Genomic DNA, 20229 nt, shown 5'->3' with positions numbered 1-20229 from the left:
TTAGCCTCTCATTCTATTTAGGACTTCTTTATATCCTTCTATTAAATCTCCAAGATCTCTTCTGAAAATATCCTTGTCAAATTTCTTGTTTGTATCTTTATCCCACAATCTGCAAGTATCGGGACTAATTTCATCCGCAAGAATAATTTCTCCGTCATCAGTCTTTCCATATTCTATTTTAAAGTCTACAAGCTTTAAATTTATTTGTTCAAAGAACTTCTTTAAAAGCTCATTTATTTCAAGAGTAGTATCCTTTAGAAAATCATATTCAGCTTTAGTTACAAGTCCAAGTGCAATAGCATGATCTTCACACATCAAAGGATCTCCAAGTTCATCATTTTTATATGATAATTCAAAAGTAGGCTTAGAAAAAACTATTCCCTCTTCAACTCCAAATCTCTTTGCAAAGGAACCTGCAGATATATTTCTCACTATTACTTCAAGCGGAAGTATTGTAACTTTTTTAACTCTCATATCTCTATTATTTAATGTTTCAATATAGTGAGTTTTTATTCCCTTTTCTTCCAACATCTCAAAAATTGCAGTTGTAATAGCAAGATTTAACTCTCCCTTACCCGCTATTGTTGCTTTTTTCTCTCCATTACCTGCTGTCGCATCATCTTTATACCTGATGATATATTCATTGCTCTTCTCAGTAGAATAAACTTCTTTTGCTTTTCCTTCGTACAACTTTTCCATAGATATCCTCCCAATAAAAATAGAGAATCCTATACGGATTCTCTTTCACACAAATAGACTATTAAATTTGCTTACACTTATAGTAATATTATTAGGCGCAAAAACAGAGTTCAACTTCCCTCTAAGTTTATCTATCAATGCCAAGTCGTAAGAAATTTTTCTTACACTTAGATTAGGTTCTTTTAATATTGTAAATTTATTAATTTGGCCGCTTGAAAAACAGCAAGAACCTTTCATGGTAGCCTCCTAAAACTATTATCACAAGTTTATTATATCATAGTTTTTTTATTTTTAAAGATTTTTATTAAATTTTTTACAATAAAATAACTGTAATTCTTTTTTGTATATGATTTTTGTGTTAATATATCATACGTGAGGTGAATTATGGAATATTTAACATTTAAAGCTCTAATAATATTATTGCCCTTATTATTTTTAGCCGGAGTCGTAGACTCAATCGGCGGAGGCGGAGGATTGATTTCTCTTCCGGCATTTTTACTTGCAGGACTACCTATACATATGGCACTTGGAACAACTAAGATGCAATCTACTTGCGGAACTGCAATGGCAACACTTAGATTCATAAAAAATAGATTTGTAAGCTTTAAACTTGCATTTCCGGCTGTTATAGCAGCTTTTTTAGGAGCATCTATCGGTGCAAAACTTATGATGTTCTTAGGAGAAGACCAACTTCATAAAATTATGATTATAATTCTCCCTGTTGCCGCCTTTTTAGTATTGAACAAAAAATTCTTTGATTCCGCGACATCTGACGAACTTATTATAAATAAAAAAACATACATTACCGTAACTATAAGTGCATTTTTAGTTGGAATATATGATGGAATGTATGGTCCCGGAACAGGAACATTTTTAATTTTAGCATTCACTGTATTTGCAAAAATGAATGTACAATTTGCAAACGGACATGCAAAAATAATAAACCTCGCCTCGAATATAACAGCACTTATAATTTTCCTATTAAACGGAAAAATTATAATACCCCTCGGTCTTTTAGGAGCTCTTGCAAGTATGGCAGGTAATTATGTAGGTTCAGGATTGGCATTGAAAAATGCTCAAAAATTTACAAGGCCATGTATTTTATTTGTACTGTGTATTTTAGCAGCTAAAATTCTATTTATTTAATTAGGAGGATATATGAAAGAGCTTTTACTTTCTCAAGGAGTTTCCGAAAGCTTATTAAACGAAGTAGATAAATTTTTAAAATTTTATTCAATTGATGAAAACATAAATTACAGAGTTCCTTCTCCAAAGTTCAAATACTATGGAAAGGATGTATGGGAAAAGGCAATTGCAGGAATACTATCCGGAAATCACATATTACTTTCAGGCCCAAAAGCTACAGGAAAAAATGTACTGTCAGAAAATTTAGCACTTCTGTTTAAAAGACCCCTTTGGACAATTTCACTAAATATCAATACAGATACATCTTCTCTTATCGGTTCTGATACCTTTAGAAATAATGAAGTAATTCTAAAAAAGGGCCCCGTATATGAAACTGCAGAATACGGCGGATTCGGTGTATTTGATGAAATAAATATGGCAAAAAACGAAGCACTGAGTGTAGTTCACTCCGCACTTGACTATCGAAGAATTATTGATGTGCCGGGATACGGAAGGCTAAAACTTCATGAGGCAACAAGATTTATTGCCACAATGAACTATGGATATATAGGCACAAGAGATCTCAATGAAGCTCTTGTTTCAAGATTTCTTGTAATTGATATGCCTACTATAACTAATACTGACTTAATCAAAATCTTAAAAGATAAAACTAATTTAAAAGATGAATATATAAATAGATTCGCAAAATTCTTTATGGATTTACAAAAAAAATCATTAAATTCAGAAATTTCATCAAAATCAATTGACCTAAGAGGGCTAATCAGTGCAATATCACTTATGGAATATGGCCTTACAATTAACCATGCCATTCAAATGGGAATGAGTCATAAAAGTTTTGATATATATGAAGCTGAAGTAGTTGAAGACATTTTAAAAACCCTATTTGAAAAAAATCTTTCTTCATCGGAGCTTTTCAAATGAGCGGAAGACTTGAAAATTTAGTATGGACAGTTTCGGAAAACTATGAAACTAAAATAAATTTAACAATTTTCAAAAATGAAATATCAGAAAACTACAAAGCAGCCATTCTTGGAATATGCTATAAATACTATGATATGCCCTATGTCGAAAAATTTTTAAAAGCACACTATAAATTAAGTGCAAATTATAAAGATATGCTTACAATAGCAGAACTGTCTATGGAAAATTCACTTATAGACCAATTAATTAAAAATAGACCCGGTGTATGTGATTTTAAATGTGAATTTGAAAATAAACTATTTTATAAATACTCAAACTCTGCGGCACATAATCTCGGCGAAGAACTTGAAATGGCATATTATCAAGTAAAAAACAAAATAATTCCAAAAATAAATAATACTGTAAAACTTCTATTAGATGATATTTTAAACTTCAAAAGTAAAGATACACTTGAACTTTTAGTATTTTTACAATCAATATTCAACAAATACTTTCACATATATAAAAATTTACCATCAACAGAAAAAGTAGAAAATATAATTAAAGAAGTTAAAAAGAAAAAAGAAATGCAGGAAAATGGATCTGCCCATTTAATCGTAAACTACTTGGATATCGCAGAACTCGAAAAATATACAATTGAATCAGCTGAATTTACTTCTGCAAAATATGAAAATACGAAACTTACAATAGAAAAAAATCGTTCATTAAAAACAACAGACAAAAATCTAACTGCATCTGTTGAAAAACACTATGGAATATCGTATATGAAACAATCTGAAGTTGAAAAGCTTGAAGAAAAAATTTGTACAGGAGTTCACGAAAAAGTAAATTTACATTTTACTAAAGGTGAATTTAAAAATCCTTTATCCTACAATGAGCAAAAGGCAAAAGAAATATATAATGAAAATCTAAATTTATTTAAAGAAGATGAACTGAATTATAAAAGAGGAATCAAAAACCTCTCTGAAATAATTAAAAACTCATTATTAAAAAATACGGAAGAATATGAAATTCCGAGCATTAGCGGAAACTTAGTTGCCGGTTCCGTTTGGAAAAGCAAACACACAAACAATTCGAAAATATTTAAGAGAAATTTCACAGACTATCACGGAGATATAAGTGTCGATATACTACTCGATGCATCAGCATCTCAAGAAGAAAGACAGAGCGAAATTGCAATTGAAGCCTATGTAATCACAGAAGCTCTTACAGAATTAAACATAAAGACAAGAGTTTTTTCATTCAATAATTATTTTAACTACCTCGTAATCAGAAAATTTAGAGATTACAATGATTCAAAACTGAAAAACAAAGAAATTTTTAAATATAGAGCATCAGGTAGTAATCGTGATGGACTTGCAATAAAACTCTTAACAGATTTGATAGAAAAAAATTCTCAAGATAGAAAAATTTTAATCATATTATCTGACGGAAAACCGAATGATGAAACTAATCTTGGTCTTGTCGGAATAAGAGATTTCGGAATAAAAGACTATGTAGATGAACTTGCATTAAGAGACACTTACAATAATGTATTAATTACAAAACTTAAAGGAATTGATGTACTCGGAGTATTTACAGGTCTTGAAGAAGATTTAGAAACGGAAAAAAAGATCTATGGAAATGATTTTGCATATATAACTGAATTAAAAAGATTTCATCAAATTGTCGGGATCTTTCTAAAATCAATAGCAGATAAACTATACTGAACTATAATTTATCTGCTATTTTACTTGAAAGGAGAACTAAAATGAAAAAAACATACTTATACTCATACTCACATTAATATGTTACCCATTTATCAAGATAATAAACTATTTATTTATTATAATTTTAAAATACATTTATTGCTTTTTATGATAAAATGTAATTTAATACAAGTTGCTTTAATTAAATCTTTCTTAAATTTTCGGAGGTATGTTATGAAAGAATATGAAAAAGTATTACAAAAACTCGAAGAACTGAATATAAACTATAAATTAATTGACCATCCGCCGGCTTTAACTACAGAACAGGCAGATAAATATATCGAAGGTATTGAAGGCGTAAGGACTAAAACCTTATTCTTGGCTAACAAAAAAATCGTGCATATTACTTAATAGTCATGGACGATATGAAAAGAGTTGATATGAAAATTCTTGAAGAACTTATTGAAACAAAAGGACTTCATTTTTGCTCAGAAGAAAAATTGATGGAAAAATTGATGCTTCCTCCGGGAGTCGTTTCAATTTTCGGATTGTTGAACAACTTCGAAAAAGATGTAAACATTATTCTTGATGAAGAAATAATGAACGAAAAATATATGAGCTTTCATGTTAACGACAATACAAAAACAGCCTTTATTACAACTGAAGATATGTGTCGTTTTATCAATGAATGTGGATTTGAATATAAAATCATAAAATTATAATTCAGCTGTAGAAGGTAGTATCAATTTAGATATTACCTTCTATTTAACTTGCTTTCATGTAGTTTAAAGAAGTCATTACACATCCTCACACTTTCGATTTTAATCCAATTTAATTTCATCTTCAAACCTGTATTGAAAAATTTCAAACGGGAAGTATGAATTATAAAAAGTCATTTTAACTTTAATTAAATTATATAAAATATCCTGCTCCAACTTAGTGTACGGAATAGATGCACTCTTAATTCACATATTTATTAATAAATAATACTCCAATTTCAAGTATTCTATCTAATAATTTAAAATTTAAAAAACAATTTTGACTAAATAAGAATATAGTGATATCCTTATATTAAGGAACCTTATAGTTTTTGTGATTGAAGATATGGAGGTAACTTATGAAAAATAGAATTTTGTTAGCAGTAACTTCCATTTTGGTGATATCGTTTTCCATGGCAGTATATGCAAACAACAAACCTAAAGTTCCCGAGGGATTTAAAGAAGTTATCTCTTACGAGGAACTTAAGCCTAATTTATTATCAGAAAAGTCATCACAGCCAAGAGAATACAAGAATAAAGTAATTTCTGAATATGAGTATACTATTTATCAAAACAATGGTAATTTTTCAAGAATTATAGAAGATTGTCCTCATACACAAAATGAAAAACTCTATATAGGAAATTTAACTTTACAATATACTTATCAAATTGATTCAGATAATTTTGCAGGAGTTTATAAAGGCGATCTACACTATGTAGGACCTGCCGAATAAATTTGTCTACAATAACTAATTTTGCAGAAAACCCCGCGTTAAACGCGGGATTTTTTACTTTAACTTTTTAATAATCGTAACCTCTTTTGTCAATTCATCCCAAACTACATCCTTGCCATCTTTCATTCCAAGTACCCTTGCTATATTTGCCACAGGAAGAAATGTTCTGTCATCTTTTATAACAGTTTTTACATCTGATGTGTATTCAACACTGTTTACTATTATTTTATTTGTTCCCACCGGCAACTCAACTGTATTATCTTTATTTTTCAGTATTACTGTTCTTGTATTGTTATTCCATTCTACTTCAAATCCAAGGGTTTCTGCTACAAATCTTACCGGAAGCATTGTTCTTCCGTTTTCTATATATGGAGCCACGTCCATTTGAATAGAAACTGATTTTCCATTTATGGATTTTTCTAATGTCTTTGATCCTATTTTTATAGTTGTTTTTAGTTCTATCTGTTTAATTTCTGTTTTTTTCTCTTCTGTTTTCGTTATCTGTGTTGCATTAATGGTTTTCCAAGTATTAGACTTAGAGTAATAAGGATCCGGTGTTATGTTATAGTTCTTTTCCCATTTTGCAATTAAAATGGTATCTTCGTTAATTTTCTCATTAAAGTTAAATAATTCTTCTTGATTAAATTTTCTATACCAACCCATGAATGTGTATCCAAATCTTATTGGGTCTGTCGGTCTTATTGCTTTTGTATTTTTTTCAATGCTTTGTGTAGGCACAAAGCTTCCTCCGTTGGAGTCAAATATAATTTTTACCGTTTCAGAATTTGGTGAAATTTTTTCAAAGACAGCTTTAATTTCTACATCTTTATTTCCAATGTTAAATTTATTATTTGAAACAGTAACATCACCGTTTATTACTTGCCATTCTTTAAATTTGTATCCCGGATTTGCAGTGGCGGAAAGAGTAACTTCTGTTCCCGTTTTTCCTTTTTGAATATCAGCACTTGCATTTCCATTGCCGTCATTTGTTATTGTAACTGTATATTCTTCTGCAGGTTTTTCCTTAAATTTTGCCGTTATTATTGTATTACCTTCAGGCATTATAAACTTGTTATCTGAAGTTAAAATTATTTCTTCGTCATCTTTTTTTACTTCTATTTTATCAAGCTCATAATCTTCTTTAGGTTCTATTGTTAAAGTTATTTCTTCACCTTTTTTCGCCTTATATTTATTTGCTTTTACACTTCCGTTTTCTGAACTGTTTATTGTAATTGTATATTCTTCTTCTGATACTATTTTTGAATAGGCATTAAGAGACATACAACCTATAGCTTCGTTAAATGACATGCCGGTCCAGTAATATGACTTTTTATTTTTAGGCTTTTTGTCTTCCCCTGTATCTGTCGCTGCCAACCCTGCATATACGCCTTCCGTATCTGTTTCTAATTTCATAATAATTACAAATTTATTTTTTGTTATATACCTTGGATTTTCAAGAGTAACAGTGTAATATCCTGAATGAGTTATATTCCCAGTTGCTACTTTATCCTCCTCACTTAAATTTGAAGGTTTTTTTGATTTCCAATCATCGCGCTCAACAATATATACTGTAAACTCTGTATTTTTAGCATTACAATTATAAAAAGCAATATCTGTTATAATCTCATCTTTAGCAGATTGCTTGTCAAATTCATTTGCAAAAATAAAAGTTTTTAATGTTTTAAATCCGTCAAATCCTGCTACTCCATATTCATCATATTGATATACGTTATCCGCCACTTTATCTCTGACATCTGTTAGTACATAATAATTACTTTGTTTTCCATCAACATTTTCGGGAAATGTTTCATAAGAAACCCAAAAATATCCATTGTCGCCAAAATTTGTACCCCAACTGTTTTTTATTAAATAAGCGCCTACTACTTCATCAGTTATTTTCTTATTGTCATCCCAGCCTATGATTGTTACAGCGTGATTTGACTCACTTTTTTTCAAATGGTATCTTGTCTTATCAACAATCCCATTTGAATCTTTAATAAATCCGGATTCATCATGATGATAACTTCCAATTACAGCTCCATATTCCATGACAAACTTTTTTATTTCAGATTTATTTATTACTATCATATCTCCAACTTGCTTTTCAGCCAATTTCTTACTAAAATCTTCCATTATAGTATGCCCCGGTAATACTTTCACTTCATCATCGGAAACAGAATCTGTACTCGGAAAATCTTTTTCAAATTTAGGCCCGTTTAATCTGGAGAAATATGACATCGCAAACGGAATATTTCCTCCATCTTGTAAATTAGTTGACTTATTTGTATTATGTACTAAATGCAATTCTGAAAAATCACAAAAATCTCCATAACCAGACTTTTTAAGTGCAGTTTCAACGGATGACATGGATGCATGAGCCCAACAAGTTCCGGTAGAATTTTGATTTTTAACAGGAGAAATCAGCTCAGCATCTCTTGCGTCATATTTTTCAGGAACCGGAATATCTCTCTTACTTCTTCTGCCGCTTACAGGTTCTGCAACCGGAAATAAAGTTTTTGGAGGAACATAACCGTACTTAAATTCATCTCTGTGATTTAAATAATAATCATAGTTAGGATTTTTTATTATCTCGGCTTCCGATGTTTCCATTTTATAAGTCCACGCTTCTTCCAACGCAATAACCGGTGATACATCACCCAAAATAATAATGCTCATTAATAAAATAGCAATTATTTTATGTAGTTTACTGTTCACAAAAAATCATCTCCTTAATTAATATGATATATAGATAAAGTATCATAACTTACCTATTTAATCAATTTAAAAAATATTATCATGTAATTATAATTTATAATTAAAATAACAATAATTTTAATCTATATATAAAAAAACACCTTAGCTAAAAGCTAAGGTGCATAATTTTATTTATCATAATCTACAAGTTCTCTAAGTTTTCCTGTTACTCTATAATTTACTCTGCTAAGCTCAGATATATTTTTTGCTCCTGTCAAAAGCATAGTTACTTTTGACTTATATATTATATTTGAAATATATTGCATTGTATATTCATATCCACCATGAATTAAATAAGTTAATATTTCTCCACTTATTGCCGTCATTGATGCTCCGAGTACAATACTCTTTACCAATTCAAGTGAATTTTTAATTCCTCCGGAACTTATCATATTAAGATCTTTATATCCAAGTGAATTTACTTCTATAAGACTCATTGCAGTTGGAATGCCCCAGCCATATAATTCAGATAAATCATTACTTGGCACTCTTAAATTTTCAACTTCAAAAAAATTCGTACCGCCAAATCCGGATACATCAATATATCTTACTCCTGCATCGTATAACTTTACCGCTACATCTTTTGAAATTCCAAATCCTACCTCTTTCACAATTACAGGAACATCAACACCTTCTACAATTTTAGATATATTTTTAATTATTCCTTTGAACCCTCTGTCTCCTTCTTCCATTGCAAGTTCCTGTGCAGGATTAAGATGAATTTGTATTCCATCTGCTTTTATCATATCAATAGCATATTTTGCCTCATCAACAGTAGCATGACCACTTAAATTAGAAAGTACAATTCCATCACCAAGTGTTTCTCTTACACATTCAAATGACTTTCTCGCATCTTTATCTTCAAATACTATTGTCTGTGAACCTACAGCCATTGGAATGTTAAATTCCTTTGCCACTCTTGCAAGAGATAAATTTATTCCCTCAGCAAATTCACTTCCACCTGTCATCGCATTTATTATAAGTGGAAAATCTACTTTCTTATTTAAAAACACAGTAGATGTATCTATTTCATTAAAATCACATTCCGGCAAAGAATTATGATATAAAAAAACATCTTCAAATAATGGATTTCCTACATAAGTTGAACGAAGATAATTTTCAACATGTTCTCTCTTTCTATACTTTCTCATCTAATTCACTCCAATCTCAATCTAAATAATATCATTTTTTGCCAATCATTACAAGATTGAGCTGTTTTTTAACGCTTCCGCTATTTTAATTCCGCTATGTCTAATATATTTAGAGTTTTCTTCTACAAAATCTCCAAGTATAATATCTATATTTTTAGAATTTAAAAACTTTTTATCTTCTTCAAGCATTTTTATTTCTTTTGCTCTATCTCTAATCAAATAGTATTTAAGCAATTTTTCACTTATCTGCATATTATTTACAACACAGGCATCTAAAATATTTTCATAACTGTATTTTTCAAATGCTTTTATATGATCTGCAAGTGTATATCCTAAAGTTTCTCCCTTTTGTGTCATTATATTCGATACATATATTTTTTGAGCATCTGATTTTTTTATTGAATCAACTATATCTTCTACAAGCAGATTTGGGATTATGGATGTATATAAGCTTCCCGGTCCGAATATTATAACATCAGCATCTAAAATTGCATCTGTTGCTTTCGGATTAGCCTGCGGTATTTTAGGAAACATACTCATGTTTTTTATTCCTGTATCGAGCTTATATGACATACTTGGAATCATTGACTCTCCAATGCATTTATCTCCGTTATAGAACTCCGCAACCAGATGAATGTTTTCAAGTGTAACAGGGATTACCTTTCCTGTAATACTAAGTACATTTTCTATTTGCATAAGTGCTGTATCAAAACTTCCATATATTTCACAAAGAGCTGCAATCAAAATATTTCCAAAGTTTTGACCTTTTAATGTTCCGCTGTCAAATCTAAATTGTAAAAGTTTTTCCATAACCGGCTCTGTATTTGCAAGAGCAGAAAGACAATTTCTTACATCTCCCGGCGGTAAAATACCCAGTTCACTTCTAAGTCTTCCCGAACCTCCACCATCATCCGCCATAGTTACAATCGCAGTTAAATTTTCAGTATATTTTTTAATTCCTCTAAGCAGAGCGGAAATTCCCGTTCCTCCGCCTACTACAACTACATTTTTCATATTTTTCCCACATCTCTATGATTTATAGTTACATTATTTCCAAGAGATTTTAATCTTCTTCCAATCTCATTTGCAATTACAACCGACCTATGAAATCCTCCGGTACACCCAAATCCTATCGATAATACACTCTTACCTTCTTTTAAATAATTCGGAATTAGAAATCTAAGCATATCTACACATTTGTCTATAAATTCCCTTGTAACTTCATGACTCATAACATAATTCTTCGTACTTTCATTATTTCCGTTCAACTCTTTAAGCTCCGGTATATAATATGGATTAGGCAAAAATCTTACGTCAAATATCAAATCTCCATCAAGTAATATTCCATTTTTAAATCCGAATGAAGCTATGGAAATTTTAAGTTCCTCTTGAAAATCTATTTTTAAAATATCTCTTATATTCTTTTTTAAAGTGGCTGTACTTAAATTTGAAGTATCAATTATATAATCTGCATTTGACTTAATATCTTTTAGCAATTCTCTTTCAAGAGAATACCCTTTAACTATTGACTCATTTAAAGGATGGCGTCTTCTAAGTTCTTTATATCTATTTATAATTACTTCTTCACTTGAATCTAAAAACATGACTTTATAATCAATATTCAGACCCTTAAGCTGATTTAACGATGATGAAAAATCTTGAAAAAACTTTCCGCTTCTAACATCAACAACCACACATACCTTATTTACATAATTTGATACCGAGGCAATTTCAGCAAATTTAGGTATAAGTGCCGGTGGAAGATTATCCATTGCAAAATATCCTAAATCCTCTAAAATATTTAGTGCCTGTGATTTTCCGGCTCCGCTCATTCCTGTTATTACAAGTATCTCCATTATTTTCCTCCGATATATTTGACCTCTCTTTTAAGCTCAACGTTAAATTTATCATATACAGTCTTTTGAACAATTTCTATTAATTCTCTTACATCTTTTGCCGTTGCATTATCTGCATTTATTACAAACCCACAATGTTTTTGACTAACCTGTGCCCCTCCATGTTTAAGTCCTCTAAGTCCACTATCATCAATCAACCTCCCTGCAAAATATCCCGTAGGTCGTCTAAATGTGGAACCTGCACTCGGATATTCAAGGGGTTGTTTTTCTCTTCGCCTATTATAAAAGTCATTCATTTTTTCTTTTATTTCTTCAATATTTTTTTCAAACAGTTTAAATTTCACAGATAAAATTATATATCCTCTATCCTGTGCAATGCTATTTCTATATGAAAACTGCATTTCTTCATTTGAAAGCTCTATTATATTTAGCTCATCGTCTAAAAGTCTTACACTTTCAACTACATCTTTAAGTTCTCCATCATAAGCTCCGGCATTCATAATAGCGCCTCCGCCTACAGAACCCGGTATTCCATGAGCAAATTCAAGCCCTCCAAGAGAATTTTCCATCGCAATTGTTGCAACTTGTCTTAATGTTGCACCTGATTTTGCAGTTAATATATTTCTATCTACTCTTATATCATCAAGGACTCCTTTTAAAATTATTGCAAGTCCATCAAATCCTTCATCATCAACTAAAATATTAGTACAATTACCAAGTACTATATAATTCATATTTTTTTCTTTACATAATTTAATTGAATCTATTAGTGCATTCTCATCTACAGGTAATAATACAGCTTTTGCATTGCCTCCAATTCTAAAGCTTGTATATTTTTTTAGAGGTTCATTTAACAAAACCTTTCCATATTTTTCAAATTCTTTCATTTTACACCTCATTTATATTATACTATATCAAAAATTCTTGGCAAATAACAAAATTATATATGTCCAATAAAATAAGAACTAATTTTAAAATTAGTTCTTATTTTATCTTTTATCAAAAGACAATTATTTCAAATAATTGAAAAAAACGCTTTAAACAATGTTAAAGCGTTTTTAATTATTAATTTATTTCAGCTTTAATAGCTTTTTCTCTTTCAATAGCTTCAGTAAGTTTTGGAACTATTGCGTTTATATCTCCAACTACTCCAAGAGTTGCAACATCAAATATAGGTGCATCTTCTGTTTTGTTTACTGCTATAATTATGTCTGATTCTTCCATACCTGCTAAATGTTGAATAGCTCCTGATATACCTAATGCAAAATATAATTCAGGTCTTACAGTCTTACCTGTTTGTCCAACTTGACGATCTTTTGTTATCCAACCTGCATCAACTGCCGCTCTTGAAGATGAAACTTCAGCTTCAAGTGTATTTGCAAGACTTTCAAGCATCTTAAATCCTTCCGGTCCGCCAAGTCCACGTCCGCCTGATACAAGAATGTTTGCCTCTGTAATATCTTTTTTCTTAGATTTGCTCTTTATAATTTCCTTTACAGTGACGTTCATATCTTCAGGAACAAATTCTATTTTCTTTTCCACCACTTCACCGGTTCTTGAAGCATCACTGCTAAGTGACTGCATTACGCCGGGTCTTACTGTTGCCATTTGTGGACGATGATTTTCACATAAAATTGTAGCCATTAAATTTCCACCAAATGCAGGACGAGTCATCATAAGATTTTTTGACTCAGGATCTATTTCAAGCTTTGTACAGTCAGCTGTAAGTCCTGTATGGATTCTTGCTGCCAGTCTTGGTGCTAAATCACGACCTATTGAAGTTGCTCCATAAATTACTATTTCAGGATCATTTTCTTTAATAATTTCAAATATTGCTTTCGCATAAGGCTCAGTTACATATTCCTTTAGCATAGGATCTTCAACATAAATTACCTTGTCTGCTCCATGCTTTATTAAAATATTAGCTTCATCTTTAATCTTTTCTCCAAGAAGCATTGCAACTACTTTTTGATCAAGAGCATCAGCAAGCTCTCTTGCCTTACCTAAAAGTTCTATACCTACTTTTTGTAGCGTATTATCTCTTTGTTCTATAAATACAAATACATCTTTGCTCATTTATCACACGCTCCTTACTTAGATAATATATTTTTCTTGAAGCTTAGCCACAATTGCTTGTGCCGCTTCATCAGCTGTAAGATTTGTTAAAAGAACTCCTTCTCCCTTTCCTTGTTTTGGGAAAGATTTTTTAACTTTTGTCGGAGAGCCTTTAAGTCCTATATTAGCTAAATCTAACTTATCTTTTATATCCTCTAAGCCCCAAACAGTTATTTCTTTTTTATAAGCATCAAAAATTCTGCCTATTGTCATATATCTTGGAGCACCAAGTTCTGCAATAGCTGTGATTACACATGGCATTTTTACTTCTATGATGTGATATCTGTCTTCATATTGTCTCTTAACTATTACCTTATCTCCATCAATTTTAATATCTTCCGCATAAGTTACTTGAGGAAGCCCTAAGTGTTCTGCAGTTTGTGGTCCTACTTGCGCTGTATCTCCATCTATTGCTTGACGTCCTGTTATTATTAAATCATATTCCAAATGTTCTAATGCTCCTGCGATTGTGCATGAAGTAGCCCAAGTATCAGCGCCTCCAAATGCTCTATCTGTTACAAGGATAGCTTCATCAGCACCCATTGCAAGTGCTTCTCTAAGAGCTGCTTCAGCTTGTGGAGGTCCCATTGATAATACTGTAACTGTAGTATTTTCAGGATCCATATCTTTAATTTGAAGAGCAGCCTCTAAGCCTGATTTATCGTCCGGATTTATTATACTTGGAACTCCGTCTCTTATAAGTGTATTAGTTACAGGATCAAGTCTAACTTCATTAGTATCCGGAACTTGCTTTATACAAACAACTATTTTCATTTCCTTACCTCCGATTATTTTACGCCCATCCAATTTGAAATTACCATTCTCATTACTTCAGAAGTTCCTTCGTAAATTTCGGTAATTTTAGCATCTCTCATCATTCTTTCAATAGGATAATCTCTTGTATATCCGTATCCACCAAATAATTGTAGACAACGTCTTGTTACATCGGAAGCTGTTTCAGCAGCAAATAGTTTTGCCATTGCAGCAGCATGAGAATATGCTTCACCATTATATTTCATATCAGCAGCTCTATATACTAATAATTGAGCAGCATCTGTCTTTGCCTTCATATCAGCTAATTGGAATTGAGTGTTTTGGAATTGAGATAATCTCTTTCCAAATTGCTTTCTTTCCTTTACATATACAACAGTTTCATCAATAGCACCTTCTGCAATACCAAGTGCTTGAGAAGCTATTCCTATACGTCCTCCGTCAAGAGTCTTCATTGCTATACCAAAACCTTTACCTTCACGACCAAGTAAATTTTCCTTAGGGATTCTGCAATTTTCAAATATTAATTCACAAGTAGATGAACCTCTGATTCCCATTTTATCTTCAGGTTCTCCAACTCTAAATCCCGGAGTGCCTCTTTCAACAATAAAAGCCGAGATACCTCTAGTTCCCTTTGACTTATCAGTCATCGCTATTATTATAAATGTGTCTGCAAATCCTGCATTTGTTATAAAAATTTTAGTACCGTTAAGTATATATTCATCTCCGTCAAGAACAGCTGTTGTTTGTTGTCCTGCCGCATCTGTTCCTGCACCCGGTTCAGTTAATCCGAATGCTCCGATTTTTCTTCCGCTTAGTAAATCGGGTAAGTATTTTTTCTTTTGTTCCTCAGTACCATTTTCATAGATTGGAGCTGCACATAATGAAGTATGTGCTGAAACTATAACACCTGTTGTAGCACATTTCTTAGAAAGCTCTTCAACTGCCATTGCATATGCTAAATAATCTGCACCTTGTCCACCATATTCCTTTGGAAATGGAATACCAAAGAATCCATATCTTGCTAATTTCTTAACATTTTCCATTGGAACGTTTTCTGTTGCATCTGTCTCTTGAGCTACGGGCTTAACTTCATTTTCTGCGAATGCACGATACATTTGTTGTAATAGAAGGTGTTCCTTATCCATTCTAAAATCCATTCTAAAATCCCCCTTACATTTTATTACTCATAGTTATAATACTGTTAATTCTATAACATACCATACACAAATATTATATCATTTGTTAAAATTTAATCAAGTATTCTTTTAAATTTACACTTTAATTTAATTAAATTTTAAGAGTAGCTTTTATAATAAAAGCTACTCTTAAAACTTTTTCTTCAATCTGTTAATCATTATATAGAAATGGTAATTTTTCTTTCTTCTCCATTCCACATAATATTTTTATTTGTATCTATTGCTTCTATTCCCTCAGATAGTCCCAATGCTCTTGCTATTGATGCTATAGGTAGCATTATTCTTCCACTTACTATTTCAGGTTTATTATCAAGTATAAACTTTTCGCCATTTACTACCATTTCATTTCCATCTATTTGTATCAAGCATATATTTTTTCCGTCAGTAAAACTTGCTGTCCTTGTATCTTTATTCCACGTTACAGTATACCCTAATGCTTCTGCCACATATCTTAACGACAACATCGTCCTATCATTTTTTATATATGGCGCTACATCCATTGTTATTGTTTTTATTGTTCCGTTATTATTTATGGTCATTTCCTTACTGCCTATTTTTAGGATACTTGTTATATTTTTATTTTGGACATTATTTATAATAGTAGCATCATTCTTATAATTTGTCCTTTCTGTTTTATCCTTATATTCTTTCGTATCTCGTTCATTTAATATTGCATATATTGAAACATCATATTCAGGCATTATAAAAAATGTGCTTGAATTATATTTATTATCTAATTTTACATTTGAATCCCAACATGAAAATCTGTGATCTATAGCAGATATTTCAACTTTATCTCCTTTTTTATACTGACCACTTCCTGTCCCTCCTATTACGTTTACCCTGTATTCTTTCAACGGTTCCGGCATCGGGTCATTAGATTTAATATATACCATATCCCCATTTTCTATTGATGTCATATTTGCAAGCTCAACCTTTATTATAGGTTTTAATATTACAGCATCACTTGGTATTTTATCAATTTTAATTGTATATGTGCCGTTATTATTATTTTTAAGTGTATAATTTTCTAGAGGAACTTCCTGTTTTTCATACTTTGGAGTTGCTCCGGATACTGCATCAGATTTTCCTTTTGAATTATATTGAGTCTCAGTTATATAATTTAAATATAATTTTCTATTTCCCGATTGTTCTAAATCTCTAACAGCAGTTTTAATTATAATTTCTCCATTTTTTACTACAGTATAAAATTTTTCATTATCTTTATTTTGATATGATCTTTCTCCTAAAACTTCAAAATCCGCCTTTATCTCTTTAGCGAGCTTTGCAAAACTTCCCTTTTGCTTTTTCCCTTCAGAATTAATAAAAGTTGGCATTTTTTGCATTTTATCCAATTCTTCCGGAGTTATATCTTTATTTTCTTTCGCAAGTAAATTTCTTGCAAGTTCAATATGCTCGTTAAATGCTTCTATTGCTACTTTGTTATTATCTGTTCCAATTCCTTCTTCTTTAAGCACACTTTCTTTTATTGAATCGACATACCCTCTTAATATTTCCTTTGCCAATATAATTTCAGGATTAATTTCAACAATTTTTCCAACCGCATCTCTCATAGCTTCATGAATGCCTCTACTACTATATGTAGCACCCGAAACTACATCAATTCCCAATTCATTTTTAGGTTCAGACTTTTTTGTCAACTCAAAATTTAAAATTTGGTCTTTATTCTTATCTTTATACAATTTAAATAAAGACTTTGACCTATTATAACGCTTTAAATTTTGACCTTTTACATTAGTTCCGTTGTCTTCTACTAAAGTTACTTTTCCATCTCTCACTCTGACCTTTAGCTTTATTAAATATTTAAATCTGGGACATTTAGCTTCTCCCTCATATAAATCATCATTTTCAAAATTTTGTTGAAGATTTGAAACTGCATTTTCTAAATCAATTTTATTTTTTTCTATCTCACTTTTTAATGAAGAAATTTCACTTAAAATTTGTTTCTTTTTTTCATTTATTAACTCAATAGTTTTCAATGCATCAATTTCATTTTTCGTATCAGATTTAATTTTATCACAATCACATAGATTTATATGATTTTCAGCTTTTTTAAGTTCTATTTTTAAATTATCTACAGAATCTTTTGTATATCCTATTTCATTTTGAATTTTGCTTTTTGAATCACCAACTAAGTTTTTCAACTCTTCAACAATAGATTTTAATTGTTCAACCGATTCATTAATCTCATTAATTGCAGTCTCTCTAACACTATTAATATCATCTTGAGGAACACTCGGTGCAGGAACTTTTCCTATAGCATTTCTGATTGCATTATGAATTGTTTTACTACTTACTGTCGATCCCGAAACAACATCTATGCCCAATTCATTTTGAGCCTCTCCATATCTGGGATTAGTCAACTCAAAATTTAAAATTTGTTCTATAGACTTATCTCTATATCTATCAAATATCGGTAATGCTCCCTTATAGTATTTCTCATTTTTATAAGCTTTCCCGATAAATTCGGTTCCATCGTCTTCAACAATTGAAATTTTACCATCTTTTACCGATATTCTAACTTTTACTATATAAGAACGCTTAACTTTTCCTTCATCTGTTCTTACACATTCAGCACTTCCTCTGTACCACTCAGTATCATTCGGTATAGGTTCAGAACTATTGCCGGATTTTACTATATAATTTTCATTACTACTTACTAATACAGGCTTTGTAATATCCATAGGATATAGAATTACTTTTCCTCCTGAAGAACCCGGATTATCTTCAAACGCTTCTTCTCCTATTTCTTTTAAAGTATTTGGAATATTTATATCCGAAAGTCGATTATGTTTAAATGCTTTTTTCTCGATACTTTCTAATATACTATTTTCTTCAAATATAATTTTTGATAATTCACAATCATAAAAAGAATATTTTCCTATAATTCTAACACTCGCAGGAATTTTTATTTCTTTAATATCATTAAAACTAAAAGCATCTTCATCAATAATTTCAATTGTATTAGGAAATGTTACAGATTTAATTCCTTTTCCATATTTTGCTTTTTTTGCACCGAATGCCATATATCCAATCTTAGTAATCGATTGTCCGTCAGGGTTTGCATTTGGCAGAATTAGATTTTTATTTTTTCTTATCTTTAATCTTCCACTATCTGATAAACCTGTTAAGGTTGTTCCCTCATACTCAAAATCATCAACTTTCCAAATAGAAAAGTCAACATTTTCATATGTTTCATAGCTTTCATCAATTTTTTTCTCATCTGCATAAGCGCTATTTAATTCTCTATTTTCAAAAAGCTTATCTTCAGCATTTTCTGTAAAATTGTCTGAATTATTTTCAATTTCCTCCGCAAAAACATTACTCACAGGTCCAAAATATGATATGAACATAAATAATGAAAGCCCCACACAAATTTTCTTACTAAAGTGTTTCATTTAAACCTCCCGTTAATTAATATCATTTATTAGTATATACCTTTTAAAAAATATCAGTTTTTTATTTTATATGTACTATCATACAATTTTGAAAATATATTCTTTATATAATAAAAAATAGTCGACAAATTAATTTGTCGACTATTTTTTTCATTCTATTCAGCTAAAAGATATAATTCGTCATTCTTTACATCTATGAATACTGTTTTATTTTCAGATATTTCTCCTTTAATAATCATCTTAGATATTTCAGTCTCAATATTCGATTGAATAAATCTCTTAACAGGTCTTGCACCATATACTACATTATATGCCTTATTTAAGATTAAATTTAAAGCTTGTTCTGTTATCTTTATCTTAATATTTCTTTCTTTAAGTCTATTTTCAATATCTAAAATATTTACTTTTATTATTTTATAAATTTGTTCTCTATCAAGAGGCTTAAACATTACTATCTCATCAATTCTGTTTAAAAACTCAGGTCTAAACTTAATTTTCATTTCATTTTCTACGAGTTGTCTTGCTTCTTCTCTTATTTGACCTTTATCATCTATTCCTTCAAGCAAATAAGACGAACCTATATTTGAAGTCATAATTATTACAGTATTCTTAAAATCAACTGTCCTACCTTGATTATCAGTAAGTCTACCATCATCGAGTACTTGAAGTAATATATTAAATACATCAGGATGAGCTTTTTCTATTTCATCAAACAGTATTACCGAATATGGTTTTCTTCTAACTGCCTCTGTTAACTGTCCTCCTTCATCATATCCGACATATCCCGGAGGAGAACCTACAAGTCTTGATACTGAATGCTTTTCCATATATTCACTCATATCAATTCTTATCATATTTCTTTCATCATCAAAAAGACTTTCTGTAAGTGCCTTTGCTGTTTCTGTTTTTCCAACTCCTGTAGGTCCTAAAAATATAAATGAACCTATAGGTCTATTTTCACTCTTCAGTCCGGCTCTTGCCCTTAAAACTGCATTTGATACTGCCTCCACCGCTTCAT

The 20229-nt window shown here is 30.6% G+C and carries 18 protein-coding genes; 6 read left to right on the top strand and 12 right to left on the bottom strand.

Annotated elements, in window-relative coordinates:
* Complete coding sequence (purC, locus tag HMPREF0629_RS02410) at positions 1 to 699, bottom strand: phosphoribosylaminoimidazolesuccinocarboxamide synthase (protein WP_009221784.1); 699 nt, start codon at positions 697 to 699, stop codon at positions 1 to 3.
* Positions 700 to 744: 45 nt separating this feature from the next.
* Entirely contained in the window at positions 745 to 936 is a 192-nt protein-coding gene (locus tag HMPREF0629_RS02405; RefSeq protein WP_009221783.1) for a hypothetical protein, read from the bottom strand.
* 147 nt (positions 937 to 1083) lie between these two features.
* Here HMPREF0629_RS02405 and HMPREF0629_RS02400 point away from each other — a divergent pair, with 147 nt between their 5' ends.
* From HMPREF0629_RS02400 to HMPREF0629_RS02380, 6 genes are all read left to right on the top strand, one after another.
* Positions 1084 to 1845 (top strand): TSUP family transporter, encoded by a 762-nt coding sequence (locus HMPREF0629_RS02400; protein WP_009221782.1) that lies wholly within the window; start codon positions 1084 to 1086, stop codon positions 1843 to 1845.
* 12 nt (positions 1846 to 1857) lie between these two features.
* Positions 1858 to 2766: an AAA family ATPase gene (locus tag HMPREF0629_RS02395; protein WP_009221781.1), complete on the top strand. Its 909-nt coding sequence runs from the start codon at positions 1858 to 1860 to the stop codon at positions 2764 to 2766.
* Positions 2763 to 4475: a hypothetical protein gene (locus HMPREF0629_RS02390; protein WP_009221780.1), complete on the top strand. Its 1713-nt coding sequence runs from the start codon at positions 2763 to 2765 to the stop codon at positions 4473 to 4475. Before HMPREF0629_RS02395 ends, HMPREF0629_RS02390 begins: the two co-directional genes overlap by 4 nt.
* 213 nt (positions 4476 to 4688) lie before the next feature.
* Positions 4689 to 4865, top strand: coding sequence for a hypothetical protein (locus HMPREF0629_RS08065; RefSeq protein ID WP_218015358.1), 177 nt, complete (start codon positions 4689 to 4691; stop codon positions 4863 to 4865).
* A gap of 5 nt (positions 4866 to 4870) precedes the next feature.
* Positions 4871 to 5176, top strand: coding sequence for a YbaK/EbsC family protein (locus HMPREF0629_RS08060; RefSeq protein WP_218015357.1), 306 nt, complete (start codon positions 4871 to 4873; stop codon positions 5174 to 5176).
* Positions 5177 to 5571: 395 nt separating this feature from the next.
* Positions 5572 to 5946 (top strand): hypothetical protein, encoded by a 375-nt coding sequence (locus HMPREF0629_RS02380; protein ID WP_009221779.1) that lies wholly within the window; start codon positions 5572 to 5574, stop codon positions 5944 to 5946.
* A gap of 54 nt (positions 5947 to 6000) precedes the next feature.
* Here the strand turns inward: HMPREF0629_RS02380 and HMPREF0629_RS02375 are convergent, their stop codons facing one another.
* The 10 genes from HMPREF0629_RS02375 to HMPREF0629_RS02330 form a co-directional block, all read right to left on the bottom strand.
* Complete coding sequence (locus HMPREF0629_RS02375) at positions 6001 to 8661, bottom strand: stalk domain-containing protein (RefSeq protein WP_009221778.1); 2661 nt, start codon at positions 8659 to 8661, stop codon at positions 6001 to 6003.
* Positions 8662 to 8828: 167 nt separating this feature from the next.
* The gene (gene fni, locus HMPREF0629_RS02370; protein ID WP_009221777.1) at positions 8829 to 9851 is read right to left on the bottom strand and encodes a type 2 isopentenyl-diphosphate Delta-isomerase; all 1023 of its coding nucleotides are present in this window, start codon (positions 9849 to 9851) and stop codon (positions 8829 to 8831) included.
* Positions 9852 to 9899: 48 nt separating this feature from the next.
* Entirely contained in the window at positions 9900 to 10865 is a 966-nt protein-coding gene (yvcK, locus tag HMPREF0629_RS02365; RefSeq protein ID WP_009221776.1) for a gluconeogenesis factor YvcK family protein, read from the bottom strand.
* Positions 10862 to 11707 carry an RNase adapter RapZ gene (rapZ, locus tag HMPREF0629_RS02360; protein ID WP_009221775.1) on the bottom strand — a complete coding sequence of 282 codons (846 nt, stop codon included), beginning with the start codon at positions 11705 to 11707 and terminating at the stop codon, positions 10862 to 10864. The genes yvcK and rapZ overlap by 4 nt, the downstream gene beginning before the upstream one ends.
* Positions 11707 to 12594 (bottom strand): UDP-N-acetylmuramate dehydrogenase, encoded by an 888-nt coding sequence (murB, locus tag HMPREF0629_RS02355; protein WP_039856484.1) that lies wholly within the window; start codon positions 12592 to 12594, stop codon positions 11707 to 11709. The genes rapZ and murB overlap by 1 nt, the downstream gene beginning before the upstream one ends.
* A 178-nt stretch (positions 12595 to 12772) precedes the next feature.
* Positions 12773 to 13783, bottom strand: coding sequence for an electron transfer flavoprotein subunit alpha/FixB family protein (locus HMPREF0629_RS02350; protein ID WP_009221773.1), 1011 nt, complete (start codon positions 13781 to 13783; stop codon positions 12773 to 12775).
* An 18-nt stretch (positions 13784 to 13801) separates the two neighbouring features.
* A complete protein-coding gene (locus HMPREF0629_RS02345; RefSeq protein WP_009221772.1) occupies positions 13802 to 14596 on the bottom strand; it encodes an electron transfer flavoprotein subunit beta/FixA family protein in 795 nt (264 codons plus the stop codon).
* Between the two features lie 14 nt (positions 14597 to 14610).
* Positions 14611 to 15753: an acyl-CoA dehydrogenase gene (locus HMPREF0629_RS02340; RefSeq protein ID WP_009221771.1), complete on the bottom strand. Its 1143-nt coding sequence runs from the start codon at positions 15751 to 15753 to the stop codon at positions 14611 to 14613.
* A gap of 197 nt (positions 15754 to 15950) precedes the next feature.
* Positions 15951 to 19211, bottom strand: coding sequence for a stalk domain-containing protein (locus HMPREF0629_RS07635; protein WP_009221770.1), 3261 nt, complete (start codon positions 19209 to 19211; stop codon positions 15951 to 15953).
* A gap of 155 nt (positions 19212 to 19366) precedes the next feature.
* Positions 19367 to 20229: AAA family ATPase (locus tag HMPREF0629_RS02330; RefSeq protein ID WP_039856482.1), on the bottom strand; the 863-nt coding region annotated here is incomplete at its 5' end.

Origin of the sequence: Peptoniphilus sp. oral taxon 386 str. F0131 (genome assembly GCF_000090945.1) — a bacterium.
GTDB lineage: Bacteria > Bacillota > Clostridia > Tissierellales > Peptoniphilaceae > Anaerosphaera > Anaerosphaera mikwangii.
This window is presented reverse-complemented; position numbering and strand designations above follow the sequence as displayed.

Bases quoted from the DNA above. Each gene is read 5' to 3' on its own strand.
- HMPREF0629_RS02395 (WP_009221781.1), top strand. From the start codon at position 1,858: ATGAAAGAGCTTTTACTTTCTCAAGGAGTTTCCGAAAGCTTATTAAAC.
- HMPREF0629_RS02405 (WP_009221783.1), bottom strand. From the start codon at position 936: ATGAAAGGTTCTTGCTGTTTTTCAAGCGGCCAAATTAATAAATTTACA.
- purC (WP_009221784.1), bottom strand. From the start codon at position 699: ATGGAAAAGTTGTACGAAGGAAAAGCAAAAGAAGTTTATTCTACTGAG.
- rapZ (WP_009221775.1), bottom strand. From the start codon at position 11,707: ATGGAGATACTTGTAATAACAGGAATGAGCGGAGCCGGAAAATCACAG.
- murB (WP_039856484.1), bottom strand. From the start codon at position 12,594: ATGAAAGAATTTGAAAAATATGGAAAGGTTTTGTTAAATGAACCTCTA.
- fni (WP_009221777.1), bottom strand. From the start codon at position 9,851: ATGAGAAAGTATAGAAAGAGAGAACATGTTGAAAATTATCTTCGTTCA.
- HMPREF0629_RS07635 (WP_009221770.1), bottom strand. From the start codon at position 19,211: ATGAAACACTTTAGTAAGAAAATTTGTGTGGGGCTTTCATTATTTATG.
- HMPREF0629_RS02345 (WP_009221772.1), bottom strand. From the start codon at position 14,596: ATGAAAATAGTTGTTTGTATAAAGCAAGTTCCGGATACTAATGAAGTT.
- HMPREF0629_RS02380 (WP_009221779.1), top strand. From the start codon at position 5,572: ATGAAAAATAGAATTTTGTTAGCAGTAACTTCCATTTTGGTGATATCG.
- yvcK (WP_009221776.1), bottom strand. From the start codon at position 10,865: ATGAAAAATGTAGTTGTAGTAGGCGGAGGAACGGGAATTTCCGCTCTG.
- HMPREF0629_RS08065 (WP_218015358.1), top strand. From the start codon at position 4,689: ATGAAAGAATATGAAAAAGTATTACAAAAACTCGAAGAACTGAATATA.
- HMPREF0629_RS02340 (WP_009221771.1), bottom strand. From the start codon at position 15,753: ATGGATTTTAGAATGGATAAGGAACACCTTCTATTACAACAAATGTAT.
- HMPREF0629_RS02400 (WP_009221782.1), top strand. From the start codon at position 1,084: ATGGAATATTTAACATTTAAAGCTCTAATAATATTATTGCCCTTATTA.
- HMPREF0629_RS02390 (WP_009221780.1), top strand. From the start codon at position 2,763: ATGAGCGGAAGACTTGAAAATTTAGTATGGACAGTTTCGGAAAACTAT.
- HMPREF0629_RS08060 (WP_218015357.1), top strand. From the start codon at position 4,871: ATGGACGATATGAAAAGAGTTGATATGAAAATTCTTGAAGAACTTATT.
- HMPREF0629_RS02350 (WP_009221773.1), bottom strand. From the start codon at position 13,783: ATGAGCAAAGATGTATTTGTATTTATAGAACAAAGAGATAATACGCTA.